Raw genomic sequence first — 25,678 nt, forward strand, 5'->3', positions numbered from 1 at the left:
CAACTGGATACTTCTTCTGGCCCGATCCGATGGGCGCCCGTGCCGAAGCTCGCCATGGTCGCGCGGCCAGAGTTGCGGCCCAGTATGCGGAGGTGGGTATTGGGCCGTCCGGAGAAGCCAGTGGACCCGGCGGCGGGCCCGGTGCAACGGTTGGCGTGGCAGCTACGACAGTTGCGGGAGCACGCGGGCAACCCGAGCTATCGGCTCCTGGCTCGGCGCGCGCACTACTCGGCAAGCACGTTGGCGGACGCGGCGAAGGGTGACCGGCTGCCGACGCTGGAGGTGACGCTCGCGTACGTTCAGGCCTGCGGCGGCGACCCGGCCGAATGGCGGGCACGGTGGTCGGCCATCGCCGAAGCGGCGGTCCCCTCCAGCACCGCCGAGACCATCGCGCAACGCTGCCCGTATCAGGGGCTGACGGCGTTCCAGCCCGAGCAGGCGGAGCTGTTCTTCGGCCGTACGGAGCTGGTCGAACGGCTGCTGGCACGGGCCGATCGGCGGTGCCTGACCGCGGTCGTCGGGTCTTCCGGAAGCGGCAAGTCCTCGTTGCTGCGGGCCGGTCTGCTGGGAGCCATCACCGCCGACCGTGGGCTCGCCCAGCGGTGGCGGACGATGTTGTTGACGCCGACCGAACACCCGCTGGAGGCGTTGGCCGCCGAGATCGCGAAGTTGACCGGCCAGGACGCCCCAGAGATCCGGAAGGAGCTGGCGGCGGATGCCGCCGCGCTCGACATCGCGGTGCGGAGCGCACTGGCAGGCGGCCCCCCGCAGACCCGCGCGCTGCTGGTGGTGGATCAGTTCGAGGAGGTGTTCACGCTCTGCCCCGACAAGGCGGAACGCCGCCGGTTCATCGAGGCGCTGCTGGACGCCGCGCAGGGGGCCGATCGCCGCACGACTGTGGTACTCGGGGTACGCGCCGACTTCCTCGCCCACCTCATGCAATATCCGGACCTGGCCGTCGCGCTGGAGGACGAGGCGCACCTCCTGGTGCGGCCGGTGAGCGCCACCGACCTGCGGGAGATCATCATTCGGCCCGCCGCCCAGGTCGGCATGGGCGTCGAAGCCGACCTGGTCAGTACGGTGCTCGCCGATGCCGCCGACGAGCCGGGCGCTCTGCCGCTCGTCTCGCATGCGCTCCTCGAGACGTGGCAACGACGAAGCGGGGAAACCCTCACTCTGTCGGCCTATCAGGCGAGCGGCGGCGTGCGCGGGGCGATCGCCCAGACCGCCGAGCGGGCCTATGGCGACTTCGGGGCAGCCGAGCGACAAGCCGCTCGCCGGGTCTTCCTGCGGCTCACCGCATTGGGCGACGGTACCGAGGACACCCGGCGGCCCATCATGCGTACCGAGCTCGACGGCATCGCCGATGAGGCGGTCACCGCCCGAGTTCTGGACCAGCTGGCCGAATCCCGTCTGGTGGTCATGGGCGACGGCACCGTGCAGGTGGCCCATGAGGCGCTCATCCGGGCCTGGCCGCGGCTGCACCGATGGCTGACCGATGATCGGGCGAACCTGCTGATCCACCGGCGTCTCACCGAAGCCGCGCAGACCTGGGCGACGCTCGACCGTGATGCCGGAGCCCTGTACCGGGGAACCCAACTCCTGGGCGCGCAGGCCCTGGCCGAGGACCGTCCGGAGGAGCTCAACGAACTCGAAAGCTCCTTCCTGCACGCCAGCTCCACTCTCGCCGAGTCCGAGCAGAACGCCGGCCGACGTCAGGCCCGCCTGTTCAAGCGTCTCGTCGCAGGCATATCCACCCTGCTCGTACTCGCCCTGCTGGGTGGCGCCGTCGCGGTACGACAACGCCAGGACGCCCGCCGACAGCAGGTTGCCGCGCTCTCCAGCGAACTGTCGCTGCAAGCCCGATCCCTGCTCGCGACCGATCCCGATCTGGCCGGCCTGCTGGCCGTCGAGGCCGATCACCTCAACTCCAACACCGAGACCCAGGGCAGCGTGCTGAGCGCGGCGGCCGCGCCCCGCCGCACCGAACTCAACGTCGGCGGGCCCTCCATCTACACGGTCGCGTTCAACCCGGACCATTCCCTGTTGGCCTCCGCGGCCGGTGACGGCACCATCGGGTTGTGGGACCCCGCACGTGGCGAGCGGATCGCCATCCTCTCCGGCCACACCGGTCGGACCTCCGACCTGGCCTTCGCGGACCACGGAAGGCTGCTCGCCTCCGTCGGGATCGACAAGTCCATCATCATCTGGGATGTCGCGACGCGCCAACAGAAGACCCGGTTGACGGAGAACAGCCTCGGGTCGGGCATGGCCTTCAGCCCGGACGGGACCAAGCTCGCCGTCGGCCTCACGGCCGGCGCCGACGCGAATGCCGGCCGTGCCGGCGACATCGCCCTCTACGATCTGCGGACCACAACTCGCACAGTGCTCCGCGAGCACCGGAGTCCGGTCAGATCCCTCACGTTCAGCCACGACGGCGCGATCCTTGTCTCCAGCGACGGGGTGGAGCACCCGGCCGCTTGGCGTGTGGCGACCGGCACCGTGTTCGCCAGACTGTCCGCCCAGCATGTCTTCTCGGTCGCCTTCGGTCCCTCGGGGTATGTCCTCGCGGGTTCCGCCGACGACCACGGGGTGTACCTGTGGGATCTTGCCACCGGCCAGCCGGTCCGCCTTCCGCCGTTACCGCTGGCCGGCCGCTACGCATGGACCATCTCCGCGCCCACCGACAGCAAGCTCGCCGTGGCCGACGAGAACGGCGCGATCACGATGTGGGACGTGCGACGCCGCGAGTCCCTGCAGACCTTTCAGGACCGCGGCCGCACCGAAACGGTGTCCGTCGCACTGAGCCGGGACGGGGCGATGCTCGCCTCGGCCGGCTTCAACGGAACCATCGTGCTCCACAATCTGGAGGACGCCCCGTTCAGCGGTTTCGCGGCACAGGTCAAAGACCTGAAGATCAGCCCGGACGGAACACGTGTCGCCTCGGCGGGCAGCGACGGCACCGTCCGCCTCTGGGACACCGACGGTGAACAGGTGGCCGTTCTCAGCGGGCACCCAGACGAGGTCCAGGCCGTCGCGTTCAGCCCCGACGGGCTCCGGCTCGCCGCCGTGACCCGGAACAACACCGTCACGATCTGGGATCTCCAACGTGGACGACACGCCACCCGACCGATCGTGTCCAAGGGAGTCGGTGCGTCCACGGACGTTGCCTTCGATCCTGGTGGCCGTCTCGTCGCAGCCGCCACGCTCGGCCCCTTCATCTGGGACGTCGGGGATATCAACAACCCGACGGACATCACAGCCAGGTTCCCGGCGCAGATCGTCACGTCGCTGACCTTCACCCCGGACGGCCGCCGTCTCCTGGGCGCGAGCGTGGGCGGCTTCGTCAACACGTGGGACGTCACCACCGGCAAACTTCTCAGCCGAGTGAAGAGCCAGCAGGGCACAGTGCAGGACATCGCTGTCAGCCCTGACGGAGCTCTGCTCGCGACCGCCGGCGACAGCCGTAGCGTCAAGCTCTGGGATGCCGTGGCCGGCAGCGAACTCGCCGTTCTGCACGGCCACACCGCACCCGTCCAGGTCCTTGCCTTCAGTCGCGACGGCCGCAGGATCGCGTCCGCCGGTGACGACCGGACCATCATCATCTGGGACACCGTCACCCAGCAACGGGTTACGACCCTCAGCGGCCATGGTGCGAGAGTCCGCGGGCTCGCCTTCACTGCGGCCGGAACTCTCATCTCCGGTGCCGAGGACGGCCGAATTGTCCGCTGGTCGTTCGATCTCCGCGCCGCCAGGGCTCAGATCTGCGCCAAAGCCGGCCGTGCGCTGACCCGGCAGGAGTGGGCGAGGCACATCCCCTCAGAGCGGTACGACCCTTCCTGCGGCTCACCGCCGAGTCGCTGACTGAGCTGCCCAAACGTCCTGAGGGTTGTCCGACGTTGTTTGTCCGGCGCCACCGCCCTGTTGGACAACCTCGCGTCGAACCAGCCTGACTCCAGGACACGAGCCGTGCGGTGGATGTCCTGCCAGGAGTCCGACTGCCCGGGGAGAAGCCCAACGGGGGTCCCGGGCATCGGACGACACCGCGATGAGGGAGAACTCGATGAAGCGTTTGGCAGCACTGCTCGCATTGCTCGTGACCGTGCTCGCGGGCACGCTCGTCGCCGCCAGCCCTGCCCACGCTCGCAGTCAGCCGGAATGCGAGTCCTACGACGTCGTCAGCAACCAGGCCGGTTATCAGGTCGCCGCACCGGTCGGCAAGTACGGCGTCCTGCCGTGCTCGCTGGTCTGGGGCGACGGCGGACCGGGCACGGGCGCCCTCCAGTCGGCCCTGAACGACTGCTACCTCGCACCCGCTGGCAAGGCGCTGCTCAGCGAGGACGCGGCGTTCGGCCAATTGACCTTCAACGCGCTGAAGTTCGCTCAGAGCAAGGCGGGCATCAGCGCGGACGGCCAGTTCGGGCCGCAGTCACGCGCGTCCCTGAAGTTCCCCGCCTACCAGGGCGGAACCTACGGAACCCGTACCTGTGCCCGTCTCGGCCGTCCGCTGCCGTAACTGCCGCCGGATAGGCCCCGCCGGCGGTGACAGCGCAAACGTTGTCACCGCCGGCTCGCCGATCCCCACGCTGCCGATCGTGGTCCTTCCCGGGCTGTTACGTCGGGACGACCGTCAGACGGCGGTGCGGGACCACTGCTGGTTGGTGCCGGTGTTGCACGAATACTGCTTGAGAACCACTCCGTCCGCGGTCGCCGCGGCCGGCACATCCACGCACTTGTTGCTGTGTCGTGCCCGGAGCTGGAAGTAGGCGCCGTTGGTGAGCATCTGGAACTGCTGGTTGGCCCCGGTGCCGCAGGTGTACTGGACGAGCTCGGCGCCGTCGGCGGTCGACGCGCTCACCACGTCGAGGCACTTTCCGCTGTGCCGGCTGACGATGCGCCAGTAGCCGCTACCGGCGTCCTGGAACTGCCACTGCTGCCACGCACTGCCGCCGTACGTGTACTGGCTGACGCGAGCGCCGTTGGCGGTGTTCGGCTGCTGGACGTTCATGGCCTTGCCGCTGTGCCGCGCATCGATCCGGTAGAACGTCCCCGTCGTGGGCGGAGGCGTCGTCGGGTCGCCGCCGCCGATGGTGTCGCCATAGGCATAGCGGATCCGGTCGGCGCCAGAAGTGTTGCGGATGGTCAAGTTGAGATCGGTGCCACTGCCACTAAGGGCGAACATCGAATACCAGTCGTGACCGGAGCCGGAGTTCTTGCCGCCGATGGCGGGCCAGTAGGTGCCGCCCATCTGGTTGTCACGCATGACCTGAGCCATGGCGCGGATGTGGCGCACGAAGTTGTCGGTGCTGTTCGCGTCGGCGTAGTTGAGGCCGTTGTCCATGGGCCCGCCGAACTCGGTGGCGACCGCCCGGGAGGCACAGTTGCCCAGTCGCGTCTGCATGTGACTTCGCCAGGCGTCGTAGGTCATCGAGCCGTAGAAGAAGGCGTAGTGGTGGAAGGACAGCAGCGTGCTGTTGAAGCGGCTGTCGTTGCAGATGTCGCGCAGGTCCTGGCTTGCGCCAGTGCCGCCGATGAGCACCCGGCTGGGCACGGCCGAGTAGTGGGTGCTGAGCCAGTTGGCTGCTATGTCGCGCCACTGTGCCGAGCTGTAACCGCCTGGCTCGTTCATTGGCTCGAAGTACACGTTGGTGTTTGAGCCGTAGGCGCTGGTCACGCTGGACCACATCGTGTTCCACGCGGCGAGGTTGGCGATCCTCGCGCCGGAGGAATGGTCCGTCCAAAAAGTAAGGATGACCTTGAATCCGCGGGCAGTAGCGGCGTCAATGGCACCCCGGTAGGCGTTCCACCAGGTGGTGTTGGCCACTGTCTGAGTGTTGATAGGCAGCCGGACGGTGTTGATCCCCATGCTGAGGGCCATGTCGTCGTAGAGGGCGTTGGCCTTGGCCTGCACTGTCGCGTAGCCGTCGGACTGGCTCAGGCCCTGCACGACGAGCGGGCTGGTGCTGAAGTTGTCACCCAGTTGGGCCCAGTTCATGCCTCGGAACTGGTTGGTGGCAGCGGCGGCGGGCGACGACGCGACGACGACCACGCCGCCGACCATCGCCGTCATGGCGGCCACCAGGGCGATCAACGTCCGGCGCATCGACCGGCTGATCCATTTCATGCGTTGTCCAATCAATAGTTCGTGCCTCTCCGGGCCCGACATCTCGAGGGGGTTAGCTGGTCAGGCGGAAGGTGGCGTCGGCCCGGCTCTGCGCGTCGGGGACCGGGTCGAGTCGCAGCAGGTAGGCGTAGTGCCGGAGGTAGCGGTCCGGGTGGCTGTAGGACTGGAACGACGTCCACGAGGAGTTGGCGAGACCCGCGACCTGCCGGAAGGTGGCGTCGGCGGCAAAGGTGGCGGTGCCGTCGTTGGCCTCCAGTCGGAAGTCGTACCCGTAGTGGCGCAGGTAGTGGCCCGGGTAGTTGACCGACTGGATGGAGACGGTGCCGGAGCCGACGAGGCCGGGCACCAGCCGCCACTGGCCGTCCTGCGCCGGGCTGACGTTCGGGTCGATGCGGACGTCGTAGTCGTAGTGCCGCACGTACCGGTCCTGGAAGTTGTACGACTGGATCCGGTTGACAGCGGTGGCGGGCCAGCGGGCGAGCACCCGGCTCTGTTCGGCGGCGGTCAGGTTGAGGATCGAACCATGCCGTTTCTTGGTGCCACCCATCGAGTACGAGCCGGACGCCGGCAGTCGGTAGCTGCCCGGGCTCGACGGATCGGTGGTCAGGACCGGCAGGTAGCCGCGTCCGCTGGAGTACTGGTCGAGGTAGAGGACCCACTCGTTGCGGGCATTCACTTTCATCCACATCGGGCCCTCGACCTGCGCGCCGGTCAGCCCGATGCCGGAGAGGTTTCCGAGGCTGGTCCAGGTACCGAGGATGGAGTTGCTGCCTTCGATGCCGATCTGGCCGTCCCGGGAGGCCCGGACGTAGCGGTAGGCGCCGACGCCGGTCGGCACCTCGACGATCTGGGTGTCGATGATCTCCTGGTTTCCGGGCCGGTTGATGTAGACCTGTGGCGCGGTGACGCTACGGAAGTTCGTCGTCCGCGCGTAGTAGATGCGGTGCTTGGTCGCCCCGTTGAGTGGGACGTTCGTCGCCCAGTAGAGGACGTAGTCATTGGTGGCGGGGTTCCAGATCGCCTCCGGCGCCCAGGCGTTGCGTCCGTCCGGGATCGCGCCGGCGACGTTCAGCAGCCAGGGTGCCGACCAGTTGACCAGATCGGTGGACTCCCACACGACGAGGTTGCGGCTGCCGTTGTTGATCGCGGACGACCAGTCCTGGCCGCAGCCGATGCACAGGTCGGTGGCGATGATCCAGTACCGGTCGCCGTTCGGCGAGCGGACCAGGGCGGGGTCGCGCACGCCGCGGGTGCCGACGGTGGACCGCAGCACCAGCCCACCGTTGTTGAGGTCGTTCCAGCGGAGGCCGTCGGTGCTGTGAGCGAGGTAGATCTGCTGGTCGGTCGACGACTCGCCGGTGAAGTGCGCCATCAGGTAGCCGACGGTCGGGTCCAGCGCGGCCGCCTCCTTCGGTGTCGCCGCCGACCAGGTGGTGAACAGCAGACAAGCGGCGACCATGACCGCGCAGAGCCGGGCGAGGACTCTCGACATGTGTCATCTCCTTAGCGCAGGGGCTTACCGGTCAGCTACAGGGCCGGTACGACGGGACGGATGGTGCCGTCGGTGTTGAACTCCATCCGGTCGATGGCGGTCTCGCGGTTGGTGCCGTTGCCGGCCGGAACAGCGAACCGGTGGTAGGCGATGTACCAGGTGTCGCTGCCGGGAGCCCGGACCACGGAGTGGTGGCCGGTGCCCTTGATGCCCACGTCGAGGCGCTTCCGCAGCGCCACGCCGCGCTTCGTCCACGGCCCGAGGGGTGAGGAGCCGGTGGCGTAGGCGACCCGGTAGTCCTCGCTGCGCGTGTCGTTCTCCGACCACATGAAGTAGTACAGACCGTTGCGCTTGAACACGAACGGCGCCTCGTTGTAGCCCGACGGGGTGATGACCCGCGCCTGCGCCGCGTCGAAGGAGACCATGTCGGCGTTCAACCGCACCGCTCGCGCGACGCCCTGCCCCCAGTACAGGTAGGACCGCCCGTCGTCGTCGGTGAACACCATCGGGTCGATCGTCTGCCCGCCGGAGAACTGGTCGCTGCGGATCAGCGGTCGGCCCAGGGCGTCCCGGAACGGCCCGGTGGGGCTGTCGGCTACCGCCACGCCGAGCTGTTTGGCGGTATTGCCGCTGGCCGCGCCACCGCTGAAGTACAGGTAGTAGCGGCCGTTGGCGCTGGCCACCGCCGGTGCCCAGGCCGAATTGTCCGCCCAGGACACGTCCGGTCCGTGGTCGAGGATCACGCCGTGGTCGGTCCAGGTGACCAGGTCGGTGGAGGAGAACGCCTTGTAGTAGGTGCCGGCCCAGCTCGCGTAGCCGTCGGTGGTCGGGTACAGGTAGTAGCGGCCGTTGAACACGACGATGTGCGGGTCGGCGAAGAGGCCCGGGATCACCGGCCCCTTGGTGGTCCTGGGTGACCAGGGCGCGACGAGGCGGAAGGAGCTGTCCGCCCGGAAGGCGGCCGTGTCCTGGTAGGCGTCGAGCCAGAGGGCGAAGTCGCGGTGCCGGATCCGCCGGGTCGGGTAGTTGTACGAGGCGAGCGCCACCGAAGCGCTGACCGAGCCGTCCACAGCGCAGAAGGTGGCGTCGGCCCGGAATGACGCGTCGCCGGTGTTCGGGTCGACCCTCAGCCGGTAGTCGCGGTGCCGCAGGAACAAGCCAGCCTTCGTCTGGAAGGAGTAGCAGGCCGGCGACGCCAGGCCGTTGACCACGGTGAAGGTGGCGTCGAGCTTTGTCTGGTTGGCGCTGGCGGAGGTCACCGGATCGAGCTGCCCGAGGTAGTCGATGTGGCGTACGTACCGTCCGGCTTGGTTGACCGCCTCCAGCGAGACGGCGCCGGTCGGCAGTGTGGCGGCGTGCGCCGACCCGTCGGCCACCACCACGACAGCAGCGGCGGCCACGGCGGAGAGCACGAGGAGGGACCGTAGACGCCTGGTCGATGCTCCCGACGGCCATGTCGCCGCCGCACGCCGTGGCATCAAGAGCCCAGCCTCCTTCGTGAAGATCACGCCTGTGAGCGTTAACACTGAGTGCCGAAGTTGGCCTCAGACCCTGGCGGCTATCGGCGAGCGACGTTCCCACACAGAACCCGGTAGTGCATTTACCCGCTACAGGCACAATGTGTTCGGCTCGTTAAGGTCGCGTTGCGGATAAGTGTTAGCGATCGCATCGACGGGTGTCAAGAGATCGACCACGGTCGCTCTTGCGTGCCGGCTTCCACCTGTCGAAACTCGGGAGATGTGACGGTCCGTACCGTCGCCCCGAAAGCAAGGGCGCAGACAGCCGCTCCGCCCCAGAAGACCGCTCGCACGCTGATCAGCTCTGCGGTGAGGCCGGCTACCAAGGCCCCGAGCGGCATTGATCCCCAGCTGGTCAGGCGACTGACGCCGCTGTAGCGTCCCATCATCTCGTCGGGCACGACGAGTGCGCGCAGCGCGCTGTAGGTGACGTTCCACGCGCCGGAGCCGACGCCGCCCAGGATGGTCGTCACGGCGATCAGCCGGGGGGACGAGGTGATCGCCGGGGCCGCCAGCAGGACGGCGAAGCTGGCCATTGACGCGGCGAGCAGGAACGGCCGCCCCAGCCAACGGGTGAGGGCGGGTGCTGCGGAGGCTCCCACGACGCCGCCCACTCCCAGGGCACCGATCAGCAGTCCGTACTCCGCGCGGTTCAGGTTCATCGGTCCGGGTGTGATCGCGTAGACGACGACGACCGCCATCCAGGCCGCCCAGCATCCACTCGCTGCGCCGGCCACCAGCAGCAGGGTCCGCAGGATTCTTGCCTGCCACACGTACCGGATGCCCTCCCGGATGTCGGCACGAAGTCCCCAGGCGTTCGTTGCCGGCCTCAGGTACCCGGTGCCGCGGTAATGACCGGTCATGACTGCCAGCGCGAGCAGCGCGCCCGCGTAGCCGATCCCACCGGCGCCGAGCGCGACGGCCAGTCCAGCGGCGGCCAGCAGCCCGCCCAGAGGAGGCCCGATGAACTCATTGGCCGCAGTCTCGGTCGCGGTCAACTTCGCGAACGCGGACTCCATGCGGTTGCGGGGTATGACCATCGGCACGACCGACATCCGGGTTGTGTCGGCGAAAACCTCGGCGGTGCCGAGGAGCAGCGCCCCCACGTACAGGCCGACCAGCGGAAGAGTGCTCGCGAGGATGACACCCACGAGCACGGCGAGGACGAGGGCGCGCGCGGCGGCCATCATCATGATGAGGCGTCGACGGTCCACCCGGTCGGCGAGGGCGCCGGCGGGCAGTGAGAACAACAACCAGGGCAGGGTGTTGGCCAGGGTGGCACCGGCAACCAACGCCGGGGAGTCCGTCATCGAGACGGCCACCAGAGGCAAGGTCAGTTTGACGACGCCGTCAGCCAGGTTGGTGACCGCGGCACCGGCCCACAGAGCCCTGAAGTTCCGCGCGCTCACAGTCGTCGGGTCGCCCGGTCGAGTGTCGTTGTGCATGGCCGGGAGCTTGCGACATCCCGCGACGCCTCCCTAGAGTTTCGACTGGGGGCGAAACATGGCGGTGTTCCTGCTCGACGCCGAAGTGATGGCGCAGGCGCGTTTCGGCACGTCGCAGCTCACCGAGACGTTGGCGGCGCTCAATATCCTGCGCCGAGGTCAACCGCTTCCATGGCATCGGGGTTGGAGAGACCGGCACGTCGAAGCCTTCCTGGGCTATCTCGACGGCGACCCGGTGACCGCAGCCATCGTGGCGCACGCAATGTCCTCTACCTGGATGGCTGACTTCCTGACGGTGCCTGCGGCCCATCCGGACATGACGCTGGATGACGAACTCCTAGAACTGGAGTCGTTGCCGGACGACCGGATCCGTGCGGATCTGGCCCACGTTCGTGCCCCGCTGGCCCCGGGTTTACGCGCTACCGGGTTGGCGAGCCGGACGGCCGACCTGTTGCGCTGGGTATGGCGTCACACGATCGAGGCCGACTGGCCGCGCCGGCAATCGGTGCTGCGTGCCGACGTGGTGTCCCGGATCTCCCGGCTGGGCAGGGAAGGGTGGTCTGGCGTCATCAACGACATGCGGCCGGGCCTGCGCTGGCTCGGCGACGGCCGGCTGCAGGTCGAGGAGCGGCCTTACCCACCGTCCGACGTACGGGGCGGGACGCTGACGTTCTTCGCTGCCCACTGCCGGGGAGGCTGGATCTCCTGGAGGTTGCCCGACCGCTTCGGAATCGTCTATCCGGTAGCCGGAATCTTCACCGAGGCGACTCCGACGACACCGGATCCTCTCCGCAGCCTGCTCGGGAACGCACGAAGCCGAGTTCTGGTGCAGGCGGCCGAGCCGGTCAGCACCACGGGCGTGGTCGCCGCGACCGGACTGCCGCTCGGCACGGTCGGTGGCCACCTGCGCGTACTGACGGAAGCCGGCCTGCTGCACAAGCGCCGGTCGGGCCGGGAAGTCCTCTACTGGTGGACGGATACGGCTCGGGCGCTCGTGGCCGGAACGTCGTCGTCCTGACTCTCGACGCCCGCCGGCCGGCATCCGGAAACCGGTTGCCTGGGTCGGGTGCCACGCCGACGATCAGTCGATGCCCAGCGGACAGGCGACCCCCGACTTCTCGATCAAGCCCACCCTCACCGGTGAGCGGGTGATCCTGCGGCCCTTCGTCGACGACGACCTGGACACTTTCCGGGCGGCGGTGGCCGACCCCGAGGTGGCCCGGCTGACCGGCAGCCCGGTCGACGACGCTCCCGACGAGGAGCGGATGCGGTCCTGGTACGGCAGCCGCAACGCCCAGACCGACCGCCTCGACCTGGCGGTCGTGGACCGCGCCACCGGGGCCTGCGTCGGCGAGGTGGTCCTCAACGACTGGGCCCCCGACAACCGGAACTGCAACTTCCGCACCCTGCTCACCGCCGCCGGCCGTGACCGTGGCCTGGGCACCGAGGCGGTACGCCTGGTCGTCGGCTACGGCTTCGAGAGCCTCGACCTGCACCGCATCTCGCTGGAGGTGTTCGCCTTCAACCCCCGGGCCCGCCGGGTGTACGAGAAGGTCGGCTTCGTTGCCGAGGGTGTGCTGCGGCAGGTCCTGCGCGACGGTGACGACTGGGTCGACGCCACTGTGATGTCGATCCTCGCGCCCGAGTGGGCGGCGCACCGGGGGCATCCGGAGCGCCGCGACTCGTAGCCGGCGAAGGCCGAAGGCGTCAGCTCTGGACGGAGAACGTCGCGACGACTCCGTTGTGGTCGGAGTTGGTGCCGCCGACGATGTCGTAACCGGTCATCCACATCAGCTGGTACTCGGGCAACCGCTTCCAGAAGTAGACGTAGTCGATGTGCCGGTTGCCGTGCGTTCCGGTGCCCTTCTCCCCGTAGAGGTTGTAGGTGGAGCGCAGGTTCGGCAGCTCGTTGGCTTCGAAGACCTGCCACGGGAACTTCGCGTACCCGAAGCTCCGGTCGGCGCTGAAGTCGACGTTGAGGTCACCGCTCACGATGACCTGACCCTCGGCCTGCTTGTTGACCGCCAGATCCTTGAGGCCCTGGAACTGCGCCTCGGCGCACCGGGTGCGCGGTAGGTCCTGCGGCTGGCCGGCGGTCTCGATGCTGGCCACCGCGTGGGCGTTGATGTGGGTGACGTTGCGGCCACTGGCCTTGTGCCGGTACTTCACCCAGTTGTTGTACCGCGCGGGCGGCACCTCCCCCGGACCGTTGGTGTCGCAGACGAAGATCGAGCCCTTGTCGAGTACGTCGAACATGCTCTTCTTGGCGATCAGCGCCTCGCCGGCCTGGTTGGTGCCGCCCGGCGCGTACAACCACCAGCCGTTGTCGGCGGCCCAGTTCTCCAGGTACGTCTTGCGGTTTCCGACCTCGTTGAGCCCGACGAGGTCAGCCTTGGACGCGATCAGGTTCAGATCCTGTGCGAAGTCGGCCTGGCTCAACCCGTAGTAGATGTTCAACGTCGCCGCCCTGAAGGTCACGCTCGCGGCGGTCGCCGGGGCCGCCGGCAGCAGGGCCACCCCCAGCGCGAGCGCGCTCACGAGTGCGCCCAGCGCGCGGGCCGACCAGATCGTTGTCCTGCGCATCGATTCCCCTCCGCGTGGACCGCCGGCGGTGGCCGGCCAACGGACACTATCGATTCGAGCCGACGCGACGCCGAACAACCGGTGACGAAGCATCGACAGACCTGGGTCGACCAGTCATCGGATTACCATTCGGCCATGGACGACACCACCCGCGGCGTACGCATCAGACACGGTGGCCCGGCCGACGCACCTGCCGTACTGGACATGCTCGACTCCGCGGTGGTCTGGATGAACGACCGCGGCAACACCGAGCAGTGGGGCACGACGTCGTTCTCGGAGAAGCCCGAGAGGGTTGAACAGGTCGACCGGTACCTGACCGAGAGCCTCCCGTACATCGCGGAGGTGGACGGGACGCCGGCCGCAGCCCTCGTGTTGGATTCGGGGCCCGACCCCCGGGTGCCGATCTCGCCTGCGGAAGAACCGGAGCGGTTCGTCCGCCTCCTGGTCTCCAACCGACGATTCGCCGGCCGGAAACTCGGGTCGGCCCTGTTGGCGCACGCCGTCGAGGAAACCCGGCAAGCCGGCGTGCGACTGCTACGGGTCGACTGCTGGGCGGGCGGCGGTGGCGAGTTGGTGGCGTACTACGAGCGCCACGGGTTCACACCCACCGAAACCTTCCTGGTTGGATCCTGGCCGGGGCAGGTGCTGGCCCAACGGGTCGACTGAGCCCCGCGCCGTCTGCCACCGAGGGTGGGGCGGGCCATCGGAGCGATATTCGGGCGTCTCGCCCGGCTGCGTCCACTAGCGTCCCGCCTCATGGCGAACACCACAGTACGTACTGAACGCCTCGAGCTTCGCCCGGTGCGGGACGAGGACATCGACCGGATCCTGAAGTACCGCAACCTGCCGCAGGTCACGCGCTGGCTACTCCGTACGCAGGTCGACCCTGCGTCCTTCCGCGCGGCATGGCGACGCGCGGCCGCGGACCCCGACGACCACAGCATGGCGGCCACCCTCGACGGCGTGGTGATCGGCACCGTCTCGCTCGACGTCGTCGACGGCATGGGTCAACCAGGCATGCCACCACGGACCGAGGCCCACCTGGGCTACATCTTCGATCCAGCCTACGGCGGAAACGGGTACGCGACCGAGGCCGTGACCGCTGTGGTGGCGTACGCATTCGACCGGCTGGGCGTTCGGAGAATCACCGCCGGTTGCTTCGCGGACAACCTCGCCTCGGTGCGAATCCTCGAGAAGGTCGGCATGCGTCGTGAACAGCACGGCATCGGCGATTCCTGGCACGCCGAACTGGGCTGGGTCGACGGCTACACGTACGCCCTCCTCGCCGAGGCACGGCATCGAGAGGGACCACCGCCGGAGCACCCGGCCGCGTCCATGCCGGTGCCGCGAGCGCAGTGAACCTACGGCGTCACGGTTGGACGACCCGCGTGGTGGCGGCGGCGAGAAGGCTAGCCGCTGGTGGACTCCAGCTGATCGAAGGCCATGCTCCACCACGACTTCGGGTCGGCGAACGCGGACGAGTCGACGCCCATCAGTTCCTCGCGGATCGCGGCGGCGCGGGCAGCGCGGGCCCGACCGCCCGGGTCCGTGGCGATGAGCCCTCCGAGCCGGTAGAGGAACTCGACGAAGGCCGCGAAGGTCGCGTTGACCGCCTCGAAGTTGGGGGTCTCCAGGTCCAGCAACACGACGGCGCCGGTCAGCGCGTCGAGGCAGAAGAGCAGCTGCAGGTCCTCGGGTGAGCTGCCGAGGACGATGTGGATGCGCGGGCTGGCCTCGCCGATCTCGATCTTCAGCTTGGAGAACAACTCCAAGCCGGACACGTCGACGTCGACGGTGAACAGGATCGGCACGTCGACCGGGATGGCCCCGAACGGCGGGAAGACCTCTGGCGTCAGCGGGCCGAGGACGTCGTCGAACCGGTCGACCGGGAAGTAGATCATCCCATCGGCGCCCCAGAGCGCCGTGAGCTCCTCATGTGTCGCGGTCAATCGTCCGCCTCCTCGTCATCGTCACCGGGCGTGGTGAGACCGTGCTCGTCGAGGAAGCCCCGCCACTCGTCGTCGTCGAAGCCGACTTCGCCGTAACCGGCGCCGAAGACGTAGTAGGCGAGGAACGAGTCGAGGTCCGGCGCGACGTCGAGGAACATCTCACGCATGAACCACTCGTCGGTGGTCTCCGCCGGGAAGTACCAGACCGCGCCGGTGTCGCGTCGCATCAGCAGCGGCTCGTCGTTCAGTGTGCCGATGACCAGCCACTCGGCGGGTTCGTCGGCGACGCCGGTGAACTCGGGCATCTGCTCGAGGTAGTACTGGATGTCGTCGAGATCCGCGACAGCGGGCAGGTCGAACGCGCCGGCCAGGATGCCGTTGGCGGTCCCCAGCAGCTCCCGGACCGGCTGCGGCAGCTCGGCGGGAATCTGGTCGGCCGGAGCGCCCTCGTTGATTTGGGCCCACGCCAGCGTCGCCGGCTGGTCCGCTTCCAGGTCGGTACGCAGCTCCGCGATGAGCTCCCGCAGCTCGGGGTTCAATCCACTACCTCTATTCGGATCGGTGTGCCGTCGGGCAGGTTCTTGATCTGTTGCCAGATTTGCCCTCCGACATCCCAGTTTGTCTGACCGTGCAGGAGCTTCAGATTACTAACGTCGTCGGCGCCGCCAAGTTGCAGCTCCCACACATGGTCCGGCTGTTGCTTACGGAGTCGCGCGGCGAGGGCGTTCGCCAACTTCTTGTCGTGGGGCCAGTACTTGTCGAAGATCTTCTGTCGAATGCGCTTCTTGTAGTCGGCCGTGATCTTCTTGTCCCGAGCGACCGGGTTCGCCTGCTTGAACAGCTTGCCCTCGTCGCTGAGCTTCTTCAGCGCGTTCATCTTGCGGTCGAACTGGCCGCGCGCGTGGAACGGCTTGCGTTGCACCTTGATCGTGACCTCGGGCAGGCTGTTGTTGCGCACCACCGGCTTCGCGGCGGCCTTCTTCACCGCTGCCCGGACGCCCTTGCCGACCTTCGGCTTGGCCGCGCCGCCGCGCTTCTTCGAACTCTTCGGCGCCCTGCTAGGCATCGAGGAGCTCCTGAATCACCTGGTCGATCAACAGGCCCACGATCTCCCGCGTGATCATCTGGAAGATCGGAACCTCGGCCAGCGATGCGCCGAACGTGACGACGGCGGTGGCGATCGCCTGCGCCACGGCGAAGGCGAGGATCGCCAGCTGCACTATCACCTGGATCTTCAGCGCGAGCACGATCGCGGCGGCGATGATCAGGCCGGTGCCAATCAGCATCGCGGCCTGGGAGTAGTCCGAGAGGGTTCCGGGACCGCTCTCCGGGTTGGCCCACCACTTCTGGAACGCCTGCATCGACTCGCCCTGGTGCTGCGACCAGATCGCCGCCGCAGCCGTTCCGGCCTGCCCGGAGGCCTCGGCGACCGTGCCGGAGAAGTCCAACCAGGCCTGGCCCATCTCGAACAGCTTTTCCTCGTCGGCCTCGGGCCAGGTGTAGCCGATCCAGCTGAGTGCCGTGATCAGCTCGCCGGGCAGTTGGAGCCCCATGCCGTCACCCCAGCATTCCCTGGATGTCCCGCAGCGCGCCTGCGGAGGCTTCCTCGACCGACTCGTAGTTGTCGGCCATCTTGGTCAGGTCGCTGCCGGCCGAGCCGATCTCCTCGGCGGCGACGCCGATGCAGTCCAGGACCCAGGTGGACGCCTCCGTGTACGCGATGCCGATGAGCGAGCCGATGTCGTCGGCGCCCCACGGCTCGCCGTACCCCTGCATCTGCGCCTCGAAGCTCTCCAGCTGGCCGATGAAGCGTTCGGCGGCGCCGATGACCTCGTCGCCGCCAGAACGCAGCAGCGCCGGATCGACCTCGAACCCGTTCACCGGGTGCCTCCTCGGGCCATCCGCTCCTGCGCGTCGGTGAGCGCCTGGAGGAACGCACCGAGCCGCGGCACGGCAGTGTCACGAACCTGTTCCAGCTGCTCGGTGAGCTGCGACAGGTCGCCGGAGGCCACGGCTGGGCCGCCGCGCATCGAGTCGATTGCCGCGTTCACGGCCTCGATCACGTGGTCGCAGACCTCGGCCGAGCCGAGTCGCATCATCCGTGGGTCCAGCGTCAGCGACTCCAACCGGCCATCAGCGCCGAACTCGGCGCGGACCTGCCCCTCGGCGGACTCACCGAGCCGACGCAGGCGCGCGGCCTCCTCGTCCTCCGGCGCAGTGCCGGCGGCGCGCAACGCGCCGACCGTCGCGTCCAGCATGCGAGCGAACTCCCCGCTCGCCGGCTCATTCACCGACATGCGCCCTCCATCGATCGCCTCCAAGACAGTGGAAAGCGTAGTCAGATCCGGCAAATCGTGTAGACCCGCTAGGCGGTGCGCCCGACGTGCGGGTGCTGACCGAGACCGCGCTGGCGGCGGTGGGCCACCGGAGAGCGAGACGTTGTCTCAGGCGGTCGCCAGGCGGACCATGAACTGGCAGCCGTCCGGGGTGTTGCGCACCTCGACCCGACCGCCGTGCGCCTCCACCAGACCATGAACGATGGCCAGGCCGAGCCCTCCGGACGCCCCACCGTCGCCGGGGCCGGGCGTGCGGGCCGGCTCACCACGGAACGCGATGTCGAACAGGCGGGGAAGGTCGGCCGGGGGAATGCCGCCACAGGTGTCGGCGACCGACAACCAGGCGTGGTCCTCCTCCCGGCCGGCTTCGATGCGTACGGTGCCGTCCTCCGGGGTGTAGCGGACCGCGTTGAGCAGCAGGTTGGCCACGACCCGGGCCAACTCCGGTTCGCTCGCGGCAACCGTGGGCCACCCCGACTCGCTGGCGATCAGCTTGATCCGGCGAGCGTCGGCCAACGGGGTGGTGCTGGCCAGCGCGTCCGAGACCACCTCTCCGAGCGGCACCGCCGTCAACGACAACCGCAACGCTCCCGCGTTGATCCGGGACAGCTCGAACAGGTCGTCGACGAGTCGGGTCATCCGGTCGGTCTCCAGTCGGATGCGTCGGTGGTACTCGTCGACAGTGTCCGGATCACGAACCACCCGGTCCTCCAGCGCCTCGGCCATGGCCCTCAGCCCGGCGAGCGGGGTCCGCAGGTCGTGGGAGACCCAGGCGACCAGGTCGCGCCTGCCCTTCTCCAGTTGCCGTTCCCGCTCCCGGGCCTGGTCGCGCCAGACCGCGGCGCGAGCCAGTCGCCGGCCGAAGTGCCCGCCGACGGCGAGGCTGACCACCGCTGCCGCCGCGACGGTGATCAGGACCACCTCACTGTCGTGCGCGGAGAGGAACATCGCTTCCGCGACCGCCATCACCCCGACGGCGACGGCGACCACAGTGGTGGTGAGCAGCACGTTGAGGTGCACGGTGATCGAGCTGCGTCGCAGGGCGCGGAGCACCACCGCACCGGCGAGCCCGATGCCGAGTGCCGCGCCGAGGGCGATCGCGAAGATCAGGACGATGTCACGCACTGGCTGGCTCGTACCGGTAGCCGACGCCCCAGACGGTCACGATCCGCCGCGGATCGGCGGGGTTGGCCTCGATCTTCTCGCGCAGCCGGCGTACGTGCACTGTCACTGTGGAGTGGTCCCCGAAGTTCCAGCCCCAGACCTGCTCAAGAAGTTCGGCCCGGCCGAAGACCCGGGAGGGATGCCGCATGAGGTGGACGAGCAGGTCGAATTCGCGCAACGTCAGGGCCAGATCCGCACCGGCGAGGCCTGCGGTTCGGGAGGCCGTGTGCACCACCAGGTTGCCGTCGGTGAGCGCCTCCGGCCGCTCCGGTGGAATCCCACCGCCGGCGCGACGAAGCACCGAACGGACCCGCAGCACCAGTTCCCGGGGTGAGAAGGGCTTGGTCAGGTAGTCGTCCGCGCCGAGTTGCAGCCCGAGGATCCGGTCGGCTTCGTCGCCGCGCGCGGTGAGCATGACGATGGGTACGCCGTCCGGCCGTACCCGCAGCGCCCGACACACCTCCAGGCCGCTGATCAACGGCAGCATCAAATCGAGCACGACCAGGTCTGGCGCCTGCCGCTCCACGGCCGCCAGTGCCGCCGCACCGTCCGCCGCGAGGCTCACCTGGAAGCCGTCGTTCTCGAGGTAACGACGGATGACGTCGCTCACGGTCTGGTCGTCGTCGACCACCAGCACGCGCTGCGTCACGGGCCTTCCCCGTTCCGCCCCGTCAACGTCTCCCCCAGATGTCCATCGGCCCAGCCTAGCCACGCGGCAGAGTCCACCCGGACCAGCAAACCTTGTGAGCTTCTTACGGCTGGACGCGGAAACCCGCCCAGGCGTACGTGGGGTCATACGGTGACCGGAATGCGGATCCTTGTCACCGGTGCGGCCGGGTTCATCGGCTCACACATCGCCGACCTGCTCAGCGACGACGGGCACGAGGTGGTGGCGGTGGACGCGCTCCTGCCCGAGGCGCACGCTGCGACGGCGCCGCCATGGACCCAGCGGCACGACCTGGTGGTCGGCGACGTCCGCGACAACGAACTGCTGACCCGGCTACTGACCGGGGTTGACGCGGTCTGCCATCAGGCAGCCATGGTCGGCCATGGCCTCGACCCCGCCGACGCCCCCCGGTACGCCGCGCACAACGACCTCGGCACGGCCACCCTCCTCGCGGCGATGCACACCGCCGGGGTGCGCCGACTGGTGCTGGCCAGCTCGATGGTGGTCTACGGCGAGGGCCGCTACCACTGCCCCACCCACGGCATCGTCCGGCCTGCCGACCGCCGGGTGGTCGACCTGGCCGAGGGCCGGTACGAGCCGACCTGCCCTCGCTGCGATCAGGCGCTCTCCCCCGGTCTCGTGCCCGAGGACGCGCCGCTGGAGCCGCACAGCACGTACGCCGCCACCAAGCTGGCCCAGGAACACCTCGCCGGTGCCTGGGCCCGGCAGACCGGCGGATCGGTGTGGGCCCTGCGCTATCACAACGTCTACGGTCCGCGAATGCCCCGCGACACCCCGTATTCGGGGGTCGCGTCGATCTTCCGCTCGGCCCTTGCCGCCGGACGACCGCCCCGGGTGCTGGAGGACGGCCGGCAGCGGCGCGACTTCGTCCACGTGACCGACGTGGCCGCGGCCAATCTGCTGGCCCTCACGACACCGGCGCCGGATCCCCTGACCCCGATCAACGTCTGCTCGGGCGAACCGCACACCGTCGGCGAGTTGGCCCACGAGCTGGCGTCGGCGATGGGCGGGCCAGCGCCGGTCACGGTCGGGGGCGGACGGGCGGCGGACGTACGGCACGTCGTGGCCGATCCGGCGCGCGCCGTCCGGATGCTTGGCTTCACCGCCCGGGTCGGCTTCGCCGCCGGGGTCGCCGACTTCACCAACGCGGTGATGCGGGATCCGGCATCGGTCACGACACGGTCCACAGCAGGTGGTTGACGGCGAGAGCCGTGGCGGCCTGGGCGGCCAACCACCACCGTCGGTGACCGTGGGGCAGGTGCGCGGTCGCGACCAGCAGCCAGACGGCGAACGGTAGCCAGATCCGTTCGACCTCGGCCTTGCTGAGCCCGGACAGGTCCGCCGCGAGCACCGCCGCCGTCGCCGCGACGGGCAACCACACGGTGGGTCCGGCGCTGACGATCCGCTGCCTGAGTGTCGTGGCGAGCGGTGGGTGCGGTGCGTGGATCGGCACGGCGGCCACCGCCCGCCGCAGCGCCGGCCCGACCACCGGGCCGGCCGAGAGCAGCAGGGCCGCCAGATTCGCCCAGACCCAGTAACCGTACGGACGCTCCGCCGCCCAACCCTGGTAGTAGCGACGCGCCACCAGGTGGTAGCCGTCCAGCCACCAGAAGCCGGCCAGGGTGAACACGGCGACGACGGCCGCGACCGCCGTCGCCGCGACCAGGAGCACTCCGAGGCGGTCCCGCGCCCGGAGCAGTACCACCGTCAACGCGAGCATCCCGACCAGGACGAACCCGTACGACAGGTAGAGCGCGAAGCCGAGGAGCAACCCGCCCAGTGCGGCACCTGGTCGACCACCCACCGCCAGCAGCGCCAACCCGGCCGCGACCACCGCGGCGAAGATCCCGTCCGCGGACGCGCCCACCCAGACCGCCCCCGGCAGGAGCACCAGGAACGGCAACACCGCCCGGGCCGCGTCCTCGACGCCGAGTGCCCGCAGCGTCACCGGAACCGACACCGACACCGTGGCACCGAGCAGCACGCAGGCGAGCCCGGCGGCGGTCCCGCCGCCCAGGCCGATCCGCTCCAGCCAGACGAAGAACAGCAACGCCCCCGGTGGATGAGCGGCAGCGTGGGTGGACCACGAATCGGGCTGGAAGTCGAGGATGCGGTCGGCGAAGCCGGACAGCATGATGCCGACGTCCGTCACCCGGGGCACCTCGTGCAGGTACTCGGCCTGCACTGTGAGCCGCTCGGTCAACCCCGCGGACCAGCCGTCCACAAGGGCCAGCGACAGCGTCCAGAGCAGCGAGGCGAGATAGCCGACCGCCAGCAGCCGCGGCCACGACGTGTCGGTCGCCCAGCGCACGCCCCGCCAGACGAACAGCGCCGCGACGAGCAACGCGGCGGGGGTACCGGGGCCCAGATGGGGCTGCCAACTCGCGTAGAGCGGCGCCGCGTCGGCGTGCAGCCGTACGCCCTGATGGTTGAGCAGAGCGCCGACGGCGACAGCGACGGCGAGCACTGCCACCTCGACGCCGAGGACGATCAGGTCGGCGGACCGGGTTCGTCCCGGGCGGGTCATCATGGTCATGGTGACGGCCGACCTTACGGCCTCCCACCAGGCATTCGATTGTCCGAAGGTGATACGTCAGCGAGTCGTAAGATCCGTTGCCGTGTAAGCGATTCGTAAGGACGAACCACGGTCCCGACGGCCGGTGACGGGCCTAGCGTCGCCGGTATGCACACAACGATCGACGTGGTGCTGCCGTGTCTGAACGAGGCGGCCGCACTGCCTGCCGTACTGAGCGGGCTACCGCCCGGCTACCACGCCATCGTGGTCGACAACGGCTCCATCGACGGTTCACCGGTCGTCGCGGCCGAGCATGGGGCCCGGGTCGTCCACGAGCCTCGACGCGGGTACGGAGCGGCGGTGCACGCCGGTCTGCTGGCGGCGGAGGCGGATCTGGTCTGCGTGCTCGACGCGGACGGCTCGTTCGACCCGGCCGAGTTGCCCAGGCTCGTCTCGGCGGTGCACGGCGGGCGGGCCGATCTCGCCGTCGGGCGGCGTCGGCCGGTCTCGGCGGATGCCTGGCCATGGCATGCCCGAGCCGGGAACGCTGTGGTTGCCGCCCTGCTGCGGCGTCGCGGGGTGCCGGTGTACGACATCAGCCCGATCCGGGTGGCCCGCCGGGCGGCGCTGCTGGGCCTCGGTGTCGAGGACCGCGCGTTCGGCTACCCCCTGGAGTTGCTGCTGCGCGCGGCCGGAGCGGGCTGGCGGATCCTCGAACTGGACGTCGCGTACGCGCCCCGCGCCGCCGGCACCAGGTCGAAGGTCTCCGGGTCGGTCCGGGGCACGCTGCGGGCGACCCGGGACTTCGCCGGAGTGCTGCGCGCCGACGCCGGTGGTGGCCGGTGAACGTCCTGCTCCTGGTCGCGAAGGCACCGGTCCCCGGGCAGGCCAAGACGCGCCTCTGCCCGCCCGCCGATCCCACCCAGGCGGCCCGGATCGCTTCGGCGTCGCTGTTGGACACCCTCGCGGCGGTGCGGGCCACCGCCTCGACCATTCCCGTGTTGGCCCACACCGGTCGGTTCGCCGATGCCGAGTACAGCGCGGAGCTGACCGCCGCGTTGGCGGGTTGGCACCTGCTTCCGCAACGGGGCGACACGTTCGCCGACCGCCTCGCGAACGCCCACGCCGACACCGCTACCGCATTTCCGGGGCGACCGGTGCTGCAGATCGGCATGGACACCCCGCAGATCGGGCCGGCTCTGCTCAGCACCGCGCTGGACCGGCTCGCCGAACACGAGGCGGTGTTCGGGCCGGCGCTGGACGGCGGCTGGTGGGCGCTCGGGTTACGCGATTCGAGGTACGCGAGCGCGTTACGCGAGGTACCCATGTCGACCGACGACACCGGGCGCCGCACCCTCGCCGCGCTGCGCGGGCACGGCGTACAACCGGCGATCCTGCCCGTGCAGCGGGATGTCGACGACTGGTCGACGGCGTTGGCGGTCGCGGCCGACCTACCCGGCACCCGGTTCGCGGATGCCGTCGCGTCGGTGGGCGGCCATCTGCTGAGCGGACACCCCCGGTGAGTTCGACTGTCAGTCTCGACGGTTTCGACGTGGTGCTGGGCAGACTCGGCGGGTGGTCCGCCGATCATGACGCCGACGGCACGCCGGTCGGCCCGAGGCGGCCTGCTACCCAACCCGACCATTGGCTGGTGCACACCGACGGGCGACGTGACCTGTTACCGGTACGGCGATGGCACGGGCCGCCCGAGCCGGCCATCGAGTCCGTCGCCGCACGCTGCACCGGGCCCACGATCGATCTCGGCTGCGGCCCCGGGCGGGTGACGATGGCGCTCGCTCGCCGCGGCCTCGTCGCACTGGGGGTGGACATCTCCGCCGAGGCGGTACGTCTGACCCAGGACCGAGGGGTGGTCGCCCTGCGACGCGACGTCTTCGAACCCCTTCCTGGGGAGGGGAGGTGGGCGCACGCCCTGCTCATCGACGGCAACATCGGCATCGGTGGCGACCCGGTCCGCCTGCTGCGCCGGTGCGGCACCCTGATTGCCGCCGACGGAACGCTGGTGGTCGAGGTGGAACGCCCGGGGGCCGGGCTGTGGCAGGGGAAGGCGTACGTCGTGTCCGGGTCGTCCGGCGATCGGGAGCCGCGCGGACCGGTGTTCCGCTGGGCGCGGGTCGGGTCGGAGGCGGTGGCCCGGGCCGCCGCCGCTGCCGGCCTGCGGGTCGTCGACCGTTTCCGGTTCGGTCCACGCTGGTTCGCCGAGTTGGCGCGCTCATGATCCGCCGGCCCCGCGTCCCCGTACCCGAGGACTTCACAGCGCCCTCGCACTCACCGCTGGTCGCCGCGCGGCTCGGTCTCTGGCTCGGGGTGGCGTTCGGGCTGTGTTTCGGCACCGGGCTGCTGAGTCACTACATCCAGCACCCGCCAGGCTGGTTCACCTGGCCGACCCGACCGGTCAACCTGTACCGGGTCACCCAGGGCGTTCACGTGCTCTCCGGTGTCGCCGCGATCCCGTTGCTGCTGGCCAAGCTGTGGAGCGTCTACCCCCGGCTGTTCGTCCGCCCGCCCATACGTCAGCCGATCCGGTTGTCCGTCCACACCCTCGAACGGATCTCCGTCCTGGTGCTGGTCTGCGCCGCGTTCTTCGAACTGGTCACGGGCCTGTTCAACGTCGCCCAGTCGTACCCGTGGGGATTCTTCTTCCCGACGGCGCACTACGCGGTCGCCTGGCTGGTGGCGGGCGCGATGCTGCTGCACGTCGCGGTGAAGCTCCCGATCGCACGCGCGGCGCTGGGTACCCCACTGCGGCGCGGCAGAGCGGTACGGGCTGCGACACCGGGTGAAGACGACCGGGACTCGTCCGAGCGACGGGCGTTCCTGCGTACCTCGGCGGGCGTCGCCGGCATCGCCGTGCTGGCCACCGCCGGGGTCACCGTGCCGTGGCTACGTCGGGTGTCGCCGCTGGCGTGGCGTTCCGCGTCCGGGCCGCAGGGCGTACCGATCAACCGTACGGCGGCTGCCGCGCACATCGCCGTTCCCCCGGACTGGCGACTGGAGATCGCCTGGCCGGGCGGGCGGGGCAGCCTGTCCCTGGCAGACCTGGCGGCCCTGCCGCAACTGACGGCAGAACTGCCGATCGCCTGTGTCGAGGGCTGGAGCGCGTCGGCCCACTGGACCGGCGTGCCCGTCGTCGAGTTGCTGCGCCGGGCCGGCGCACCGACCGGCCGACCGGTTCGGGTCAGCTCACTGGAAACCGACGGCCTGTACGCGGCCAGCACACTCCCTGCGGCCCATGCCCGCGACCCGCTGACCCTGCTCGCTCTGCGGATCAACGGCGAGCAACTGTCTCCCGACCACGGTTACCCCTGCCGACTCATCGCGCCGAGCCGGCCGGGCGTTTTGCAGACCAAGTGGGTGGCACGGCTGGAGGTGTTGCGGTGAGGACCGTCCGGCTGCTCCTGTTCGTGGTCGGTGCCGCGGCCACCGCGTACGGCGGTTGGTTGCTCCTCCCCCAGCTCGGCACCGCCCTGCCGTGGCTGATCGGCGGCCCGGTGCTGCACGACGTCCTGGTGGCGCCGCTGGTCGGACTGGTCGGACTGGCGCTGGGCAGACTGGTGAGGAACCGGCTGCGCCTGGCGTGGATCGCCGCGGGTCTGCTCGCCACCGCCACGTTGCTGCTGATCGCCGTGCCCCTGCTGTGGCGACCACCCTCGGCGCCGCCGAACCCGGGCCTCCCGGACCGCGACTACCCGCTGGGGCTCGCTGTCGGACTAGCTGTGCTCTGGGCCGCGATCGTGGTCGTCCTGGTCGTCGCCACCACTGTCGACAGACGTGTCGCGGGCCGACGAGCCCAGCGTCGCTGAGTCGACCCCAGCCGTTCTTCACCGTTTGCCCAGGAGAGGTACAC

The 25,678-nt window shown here is 69.5% G+C and carries 26 protein-coding genes; 12 read left to right on the top strand and 14 right to left on the bottom strand.

Features of this window, described 5'->3' with window-relative positions; translation table 11 throughout:
* The first annotated feature begins 120 nt into the window (after positions 1-120).
* Complete coding sequence (locus tag ABZU43_RS11045; protein ID WP_355006340.1) at positions 121-3,864, top strand: helix-turn-helix domain-containing protein; 3,744 nt, start codon at positions 121-123, stop codon at positions 3,862-3,864.
* A 199-nt stretch (positions 3,865-4,063) separates the two neighbouring features.
* Complete coding sequence (locus ABZU43_RS11050; RefSeq protein WP_355006341.1) at positions 4,064-4,516, top strand: peptidoglycan-binding domain-containing protein; 453 nt, start codon at positions 4,064-4,066, stop codon at positions 4,514-4,516.
* 114 nt (positions 4,517-4,630) lie between these two features.
* Here the strand turns inward: ABZU43_RS11050 and ABZU43_RS11055 are convergent, their stop codons facing one another.
* The 4 genes from ABZU43_RS11055 to ABZU43_RS11070 form a co-directional block, all read right to left on the bottom strand.
* Entirely contained in the window at positions 4,631-6,124 is a 1,494-nt protein-coding gene (locus ABZU43_RS11055) for an RICIN domain-containing protein (RefSeq protein WP_355006342.1), read from the bottom strand.
* 52 nt (positions 6,125-6,176) lie between these two features.
* A complete protein-coding gene (locus ABZU43_RS11060) occupies positions 6,177-7,616 on the bottom strand; it encodes a glycoside hydrolase family 43 protein (protein ID WP_355006343.1) in 1,440 nt (479 codons plus the stop codon).
* A gap of 35 nt (positions 7,617-7,651) precedes the next feature.
* Positions 7,652-9,028: a family 43 glycosylhydrolase gene (locus tag ABZU43_RS11065; RefSeq protein WP_355006344.1), complete on the bottom strand. Its 1,377-nt coding sequence runs from the start codon at positions 9,026-9,028 to the stop codon at positions 7,652-7,654.
* Positions 9,029-9,294: 266 nt separating this feature from the next.
* Positions 9,295-10,578, bottom strand: a complete 1,284-nt coding sequence (locus ABZU43_RS11070; RefSeq protein ID WP_355006345.1) for an MFS transporter — start codon at positions 10,576-10,578, stop codon at positions 9,295-9,297.
* Positions 10,579-10,636: 58 nt separating this feature from the next.
* Here ABZU43_RS11070 and ABZU43_RS11075 point away from each other — a divergent pair, with 58 nt between their 5' ends.
* Positions 10,637-11,596, top strand: coding sequence for a helix-turn-helix domain-containing protein (locus tag ABZU43_RS11075; RefSeq protein ID WP_355006346.1), 960 nt, complete (start codon positions 10,637-10,639; stop codon positions 11,594-11,596).
* 70 nt (positions 11,597-11,666) lie between these two features.
* On the top strand, positions 11,667-12,266 hold the full coding sequence (locus ABZU43_RS11080; RefSeq protein ID WP_355006347.1) for a GNAT family protein: 600 nt from the start codon (positions 11,667-11,669) through the stop codon (positions 12,264-12,266).
* Positions 12,267-12,285: 19 nt separating this feature from the next.
* On the opposite strand, the gene ABZU43_RS11085 is transcribed toward ABZU43_RS11080, so the two are convergent.
* Positions 12,286-13,161 carry an endonuclease/exonuclease/phosphatase family protein gene (locus tag ABZU43_RS11085; RefSeq protein WP_355006348.1) on the bottom strand — a complete coding sequence of 292 codons (876 nt, stop codon included), beginning with the start codon at positions 13,159-13,161 and terminating at the stop codon, positions 12,286-12,288.
* A 135-nt stretch (positions 13,162-13,296) separates the two neighbouring features.
* Here ABZU43_RS11085 and ABZU43_RS11090 point away from each other — a divergent pair, with 135 nt between their 5' ends.
* Together ABZU43_RS11090 and ABZU43_RS11095 are read left to right on the top strand one after the other, a co-directional pair.
* Positions 13,297-13,827 carry a GNAT family N-acetyltransferase gene (locus ABZU43_RS11090; protein WP_355006349.1) on the top strand — a complete coding sequence of 177 codons (531 nt, stop codon included), beginning with the start codon at positions 13,297-13,299 and terminating at the stop codon, positions 13,825-13,827.
* 90 nt (positions 13,828-13,917) lie between these two features.
* The gene (locus ABZU43_RS11095) at positions 13,918-14,520 is read left to right on the top strand and encodes a GNAT family protein (protein ID WP_355006350.1); all 603 of its coding nucleotides are present in this window, start codon (positions 13,918-13,920) and stop codon (positions 14,518-14,520) included.
* 50 nt (positions 14,521-14,570) lie between these two features.
* Here ABZU43_RS11095 and ABZU43_RS11100 read toward each other — a convergent pair whose 3' ends face one another.
* From ABZU43_RS11100 to ABZU43_RS11135, 8 genes are all read right to left on the bottom strand, one after another.
* Positions 14,571-15,110, bottom strand: a complete 540-nt coding sequence (locus ABZU43_RS11100) for an SUKH-4 family immunity protein (protein ID WP_355006351.1) — start codon at positions 15,108-15,110, stop codon at positions 14,571-14,573.
* A complete protein-coding gene (locus ABZU43_RS11105; RefSeq protein ID WP_355006352.1) occupies positions 15,107-15,649 on the bottom strand; it encodes an SUKH-4 family immunity protein in 543 nt (180 codons plus the stop codon). Before ABZU43_RS11105 ends, ABZU43_RS11100 begins: the two co-directional genes overlap by 4 nt.
* Positions 15,646-16,176, bottom strand: coding sequence for an endonuclease (locus ABZU43_RS11110; protein WP_355006353.1), 531 nt, complete (start codon positions 16,174-16,176; stop codon positions 15,646-15,648). The genes ABZU43_RS11105 and ABZU43_RS11110 overlap by 4 nt, the downstream gene beginning before the upstream one ends.
* Entirely contained in the window at positions 16,169-16,663 is a 495-nt protein-coding gene (locus ABZU43_RS11115; protein ID WP_355006354.1) for a hypothetical protein, read from the bottom strand. The genes ABZU43_RS11110 and ABZU43_RS11115 overlap by 8 nt, the downstream gene beginning before the upstream one ends.
* 4 nt (positions 16,664-16,667) lie before the next feature.
* The gene (locus tag ABZU43_RS11120; protein WP_355006355.1) at positions 16,668-16,991 is read right to left on the bottom strand and encodes a hypothetical protein; all 324 of its coding nucleotides are present in this window, start codon (positions 16,989-16,991) and stop codon (positions 16,668-16,670) included.
* Positions 16,988-17,407 carry a YbaB/EbfC family nucleoid-associated protein gene (locus tag ABZU43_RS11125; protein ID WP_355006356.1) on the bottom strand — a complete coding sequence of 140 codons (420 nt, stop codon included), beginning with the start codon at positions 17,405-17,407 and terminating at the stop codon, positions 16,988-16,990. Before ABZU43_RS11125 ends, ABZU43_RS11120 begins: the two co-directional genes overlap by 4 nt.
* A 147-nt stretch (positions 17,408-17,554) precedes the next feature.
* On the bottom strand, positions 17,555-18,571 hold the full coding sequence (locus ABZU43_RS11130; RefSeq protein ID WP_355006357.1) for an ATP-binding protein: 1,017 nt from the start codon (positions 18,569-18,571) through the stop codon (positions 17,555-17,557).
* Complete coding sequence (locus ABZU43_RS11135; RefSeq protein WP_355006358.1) at positions 18,564-19,259, bottom strand: response regulator transcription factor; 696 nt, start codon at positions 19,257-19,259, stop codon at positions 18,564-18,566. The genes ABZU43_RS11130 and ABZU43_RS11135 overlap by 8 nt, the downstream gene beginning before the upstream one ends.
* Before the next feature lie 159 nt (positions 19,260-19,418).
* On the opposite strand from ABZU43_RS11135, the gene ABZU43_RS11140 reads away from it, so the two are divergent.
* Positions 19,419-20,498 (top strand): NAD-dependent epimerase/dehydratase family protein, encoded by a 1,080-nt coding sequence (locus tag ABZU43_RS11140; protein WP_355006359.1) that lies wholly within the window; start codon positions 19,419-19,421, stop codon positions 20,496-20,498.
* Here the strand turns inward: ABZU43_RS11140 and ABZU43_RS11145 are convergent.
* Entirely contained in the window at positions 20,470-21,834 is a 1,365-nt protein-coding gene (locus tag ABZU43_RS11145; RefSeq protein WP_355006360.1) for a hypothetical protein, read from the bottom strand. The two genes, ABZU43_RS11140 and ABZU43_RS11145, sit on opposite strands and share 29 nt — an antisense overlap.
* A 147-nt stretch (positions 21,835-21,981) precedes the next feature.
* On the opposite strand from ABZU43_RS11145, the gene ABZU43_RS11150 reads away from it, so the two are divergent.
* From ABZU43_RS11150 to ABZU43_RS11170, 5 genes are all read left to right on the top strand, one after another.
* Positions 21,982-22,659, top strand: a complete 678-nt coding sequence (locus ABZU43_RS11150; protein ID WP_355006361.1) for a glycosyltransferase family 2 protein — start codon at positions 21,982-21,984, stop codon at positions 22,657-22,659.
* The gene (locus ABZU43_RS11155) at positions 22,656-23,336 is read left to right on the top strand and encodes a DUF2064 domain-containing protein (protein WP_355006362.1); all 681 of its coding nucleotides are present in this window, start codon (positions 22,656-22,658) and stop codon (positions 23,334-23,336) included. Before ABZU43_RS11150 ends, ABZU43_RS11155 begins: the two co-directional genes overlap by 4 nt.
* Positions 23,337-23,461: 125 nt before the next feature.
* Positions 23,462-24,049: a class I SAM-dependent methyltransferase gene (locus ABZU43_RS11160; protein ID WP_355006464.1), complete on the top strand. Its 588-nt coding sequence runs from the start codon at positions 23,462-23,464 to the stop codon at positions 24,047-24,049.
* Entirely contained in the window at positions 24,046-25,212 is a 1,167-nt protein-coding gene (locus ABZU43_RS11165; protein WP_355006363.1) for a molybdopterin-dependent oxidoreductase, read from the top strand. Before ABZU43_RS11160 ends, ABZU43_RS11165 begins: the two co-directional genes overlap by 4 nt.
* The gene (locus ABZU43_RS11170; RefSeq protein ID WP_355006364.1) at positions 25,209-25,634 is read left to right on the top strand and encodes a hypothetical protein; all 426 of its coding nucleotides are present in this window, start codon (positions 25,209-25,211) and stop codon (positions 25,632-25,634) included. The genes ABZU43_RS11165 and ABZU43_RS11170 overlap by 4 nt, the downstream gene beginning before the upstream one ends.
* The last annotated feature ends 44 nt before the right edge of the window (positions 25,635-25,678 follow it).

The sequence above is a fragment of the Micromonospora sp. NPDC005205 genome (assembly GCF_040608275.1).
GTDB lineage: Bacteria > Actinomycetota > Actinomycetes > Mycobacteriales > Micromonosporaceae > Micromonospora.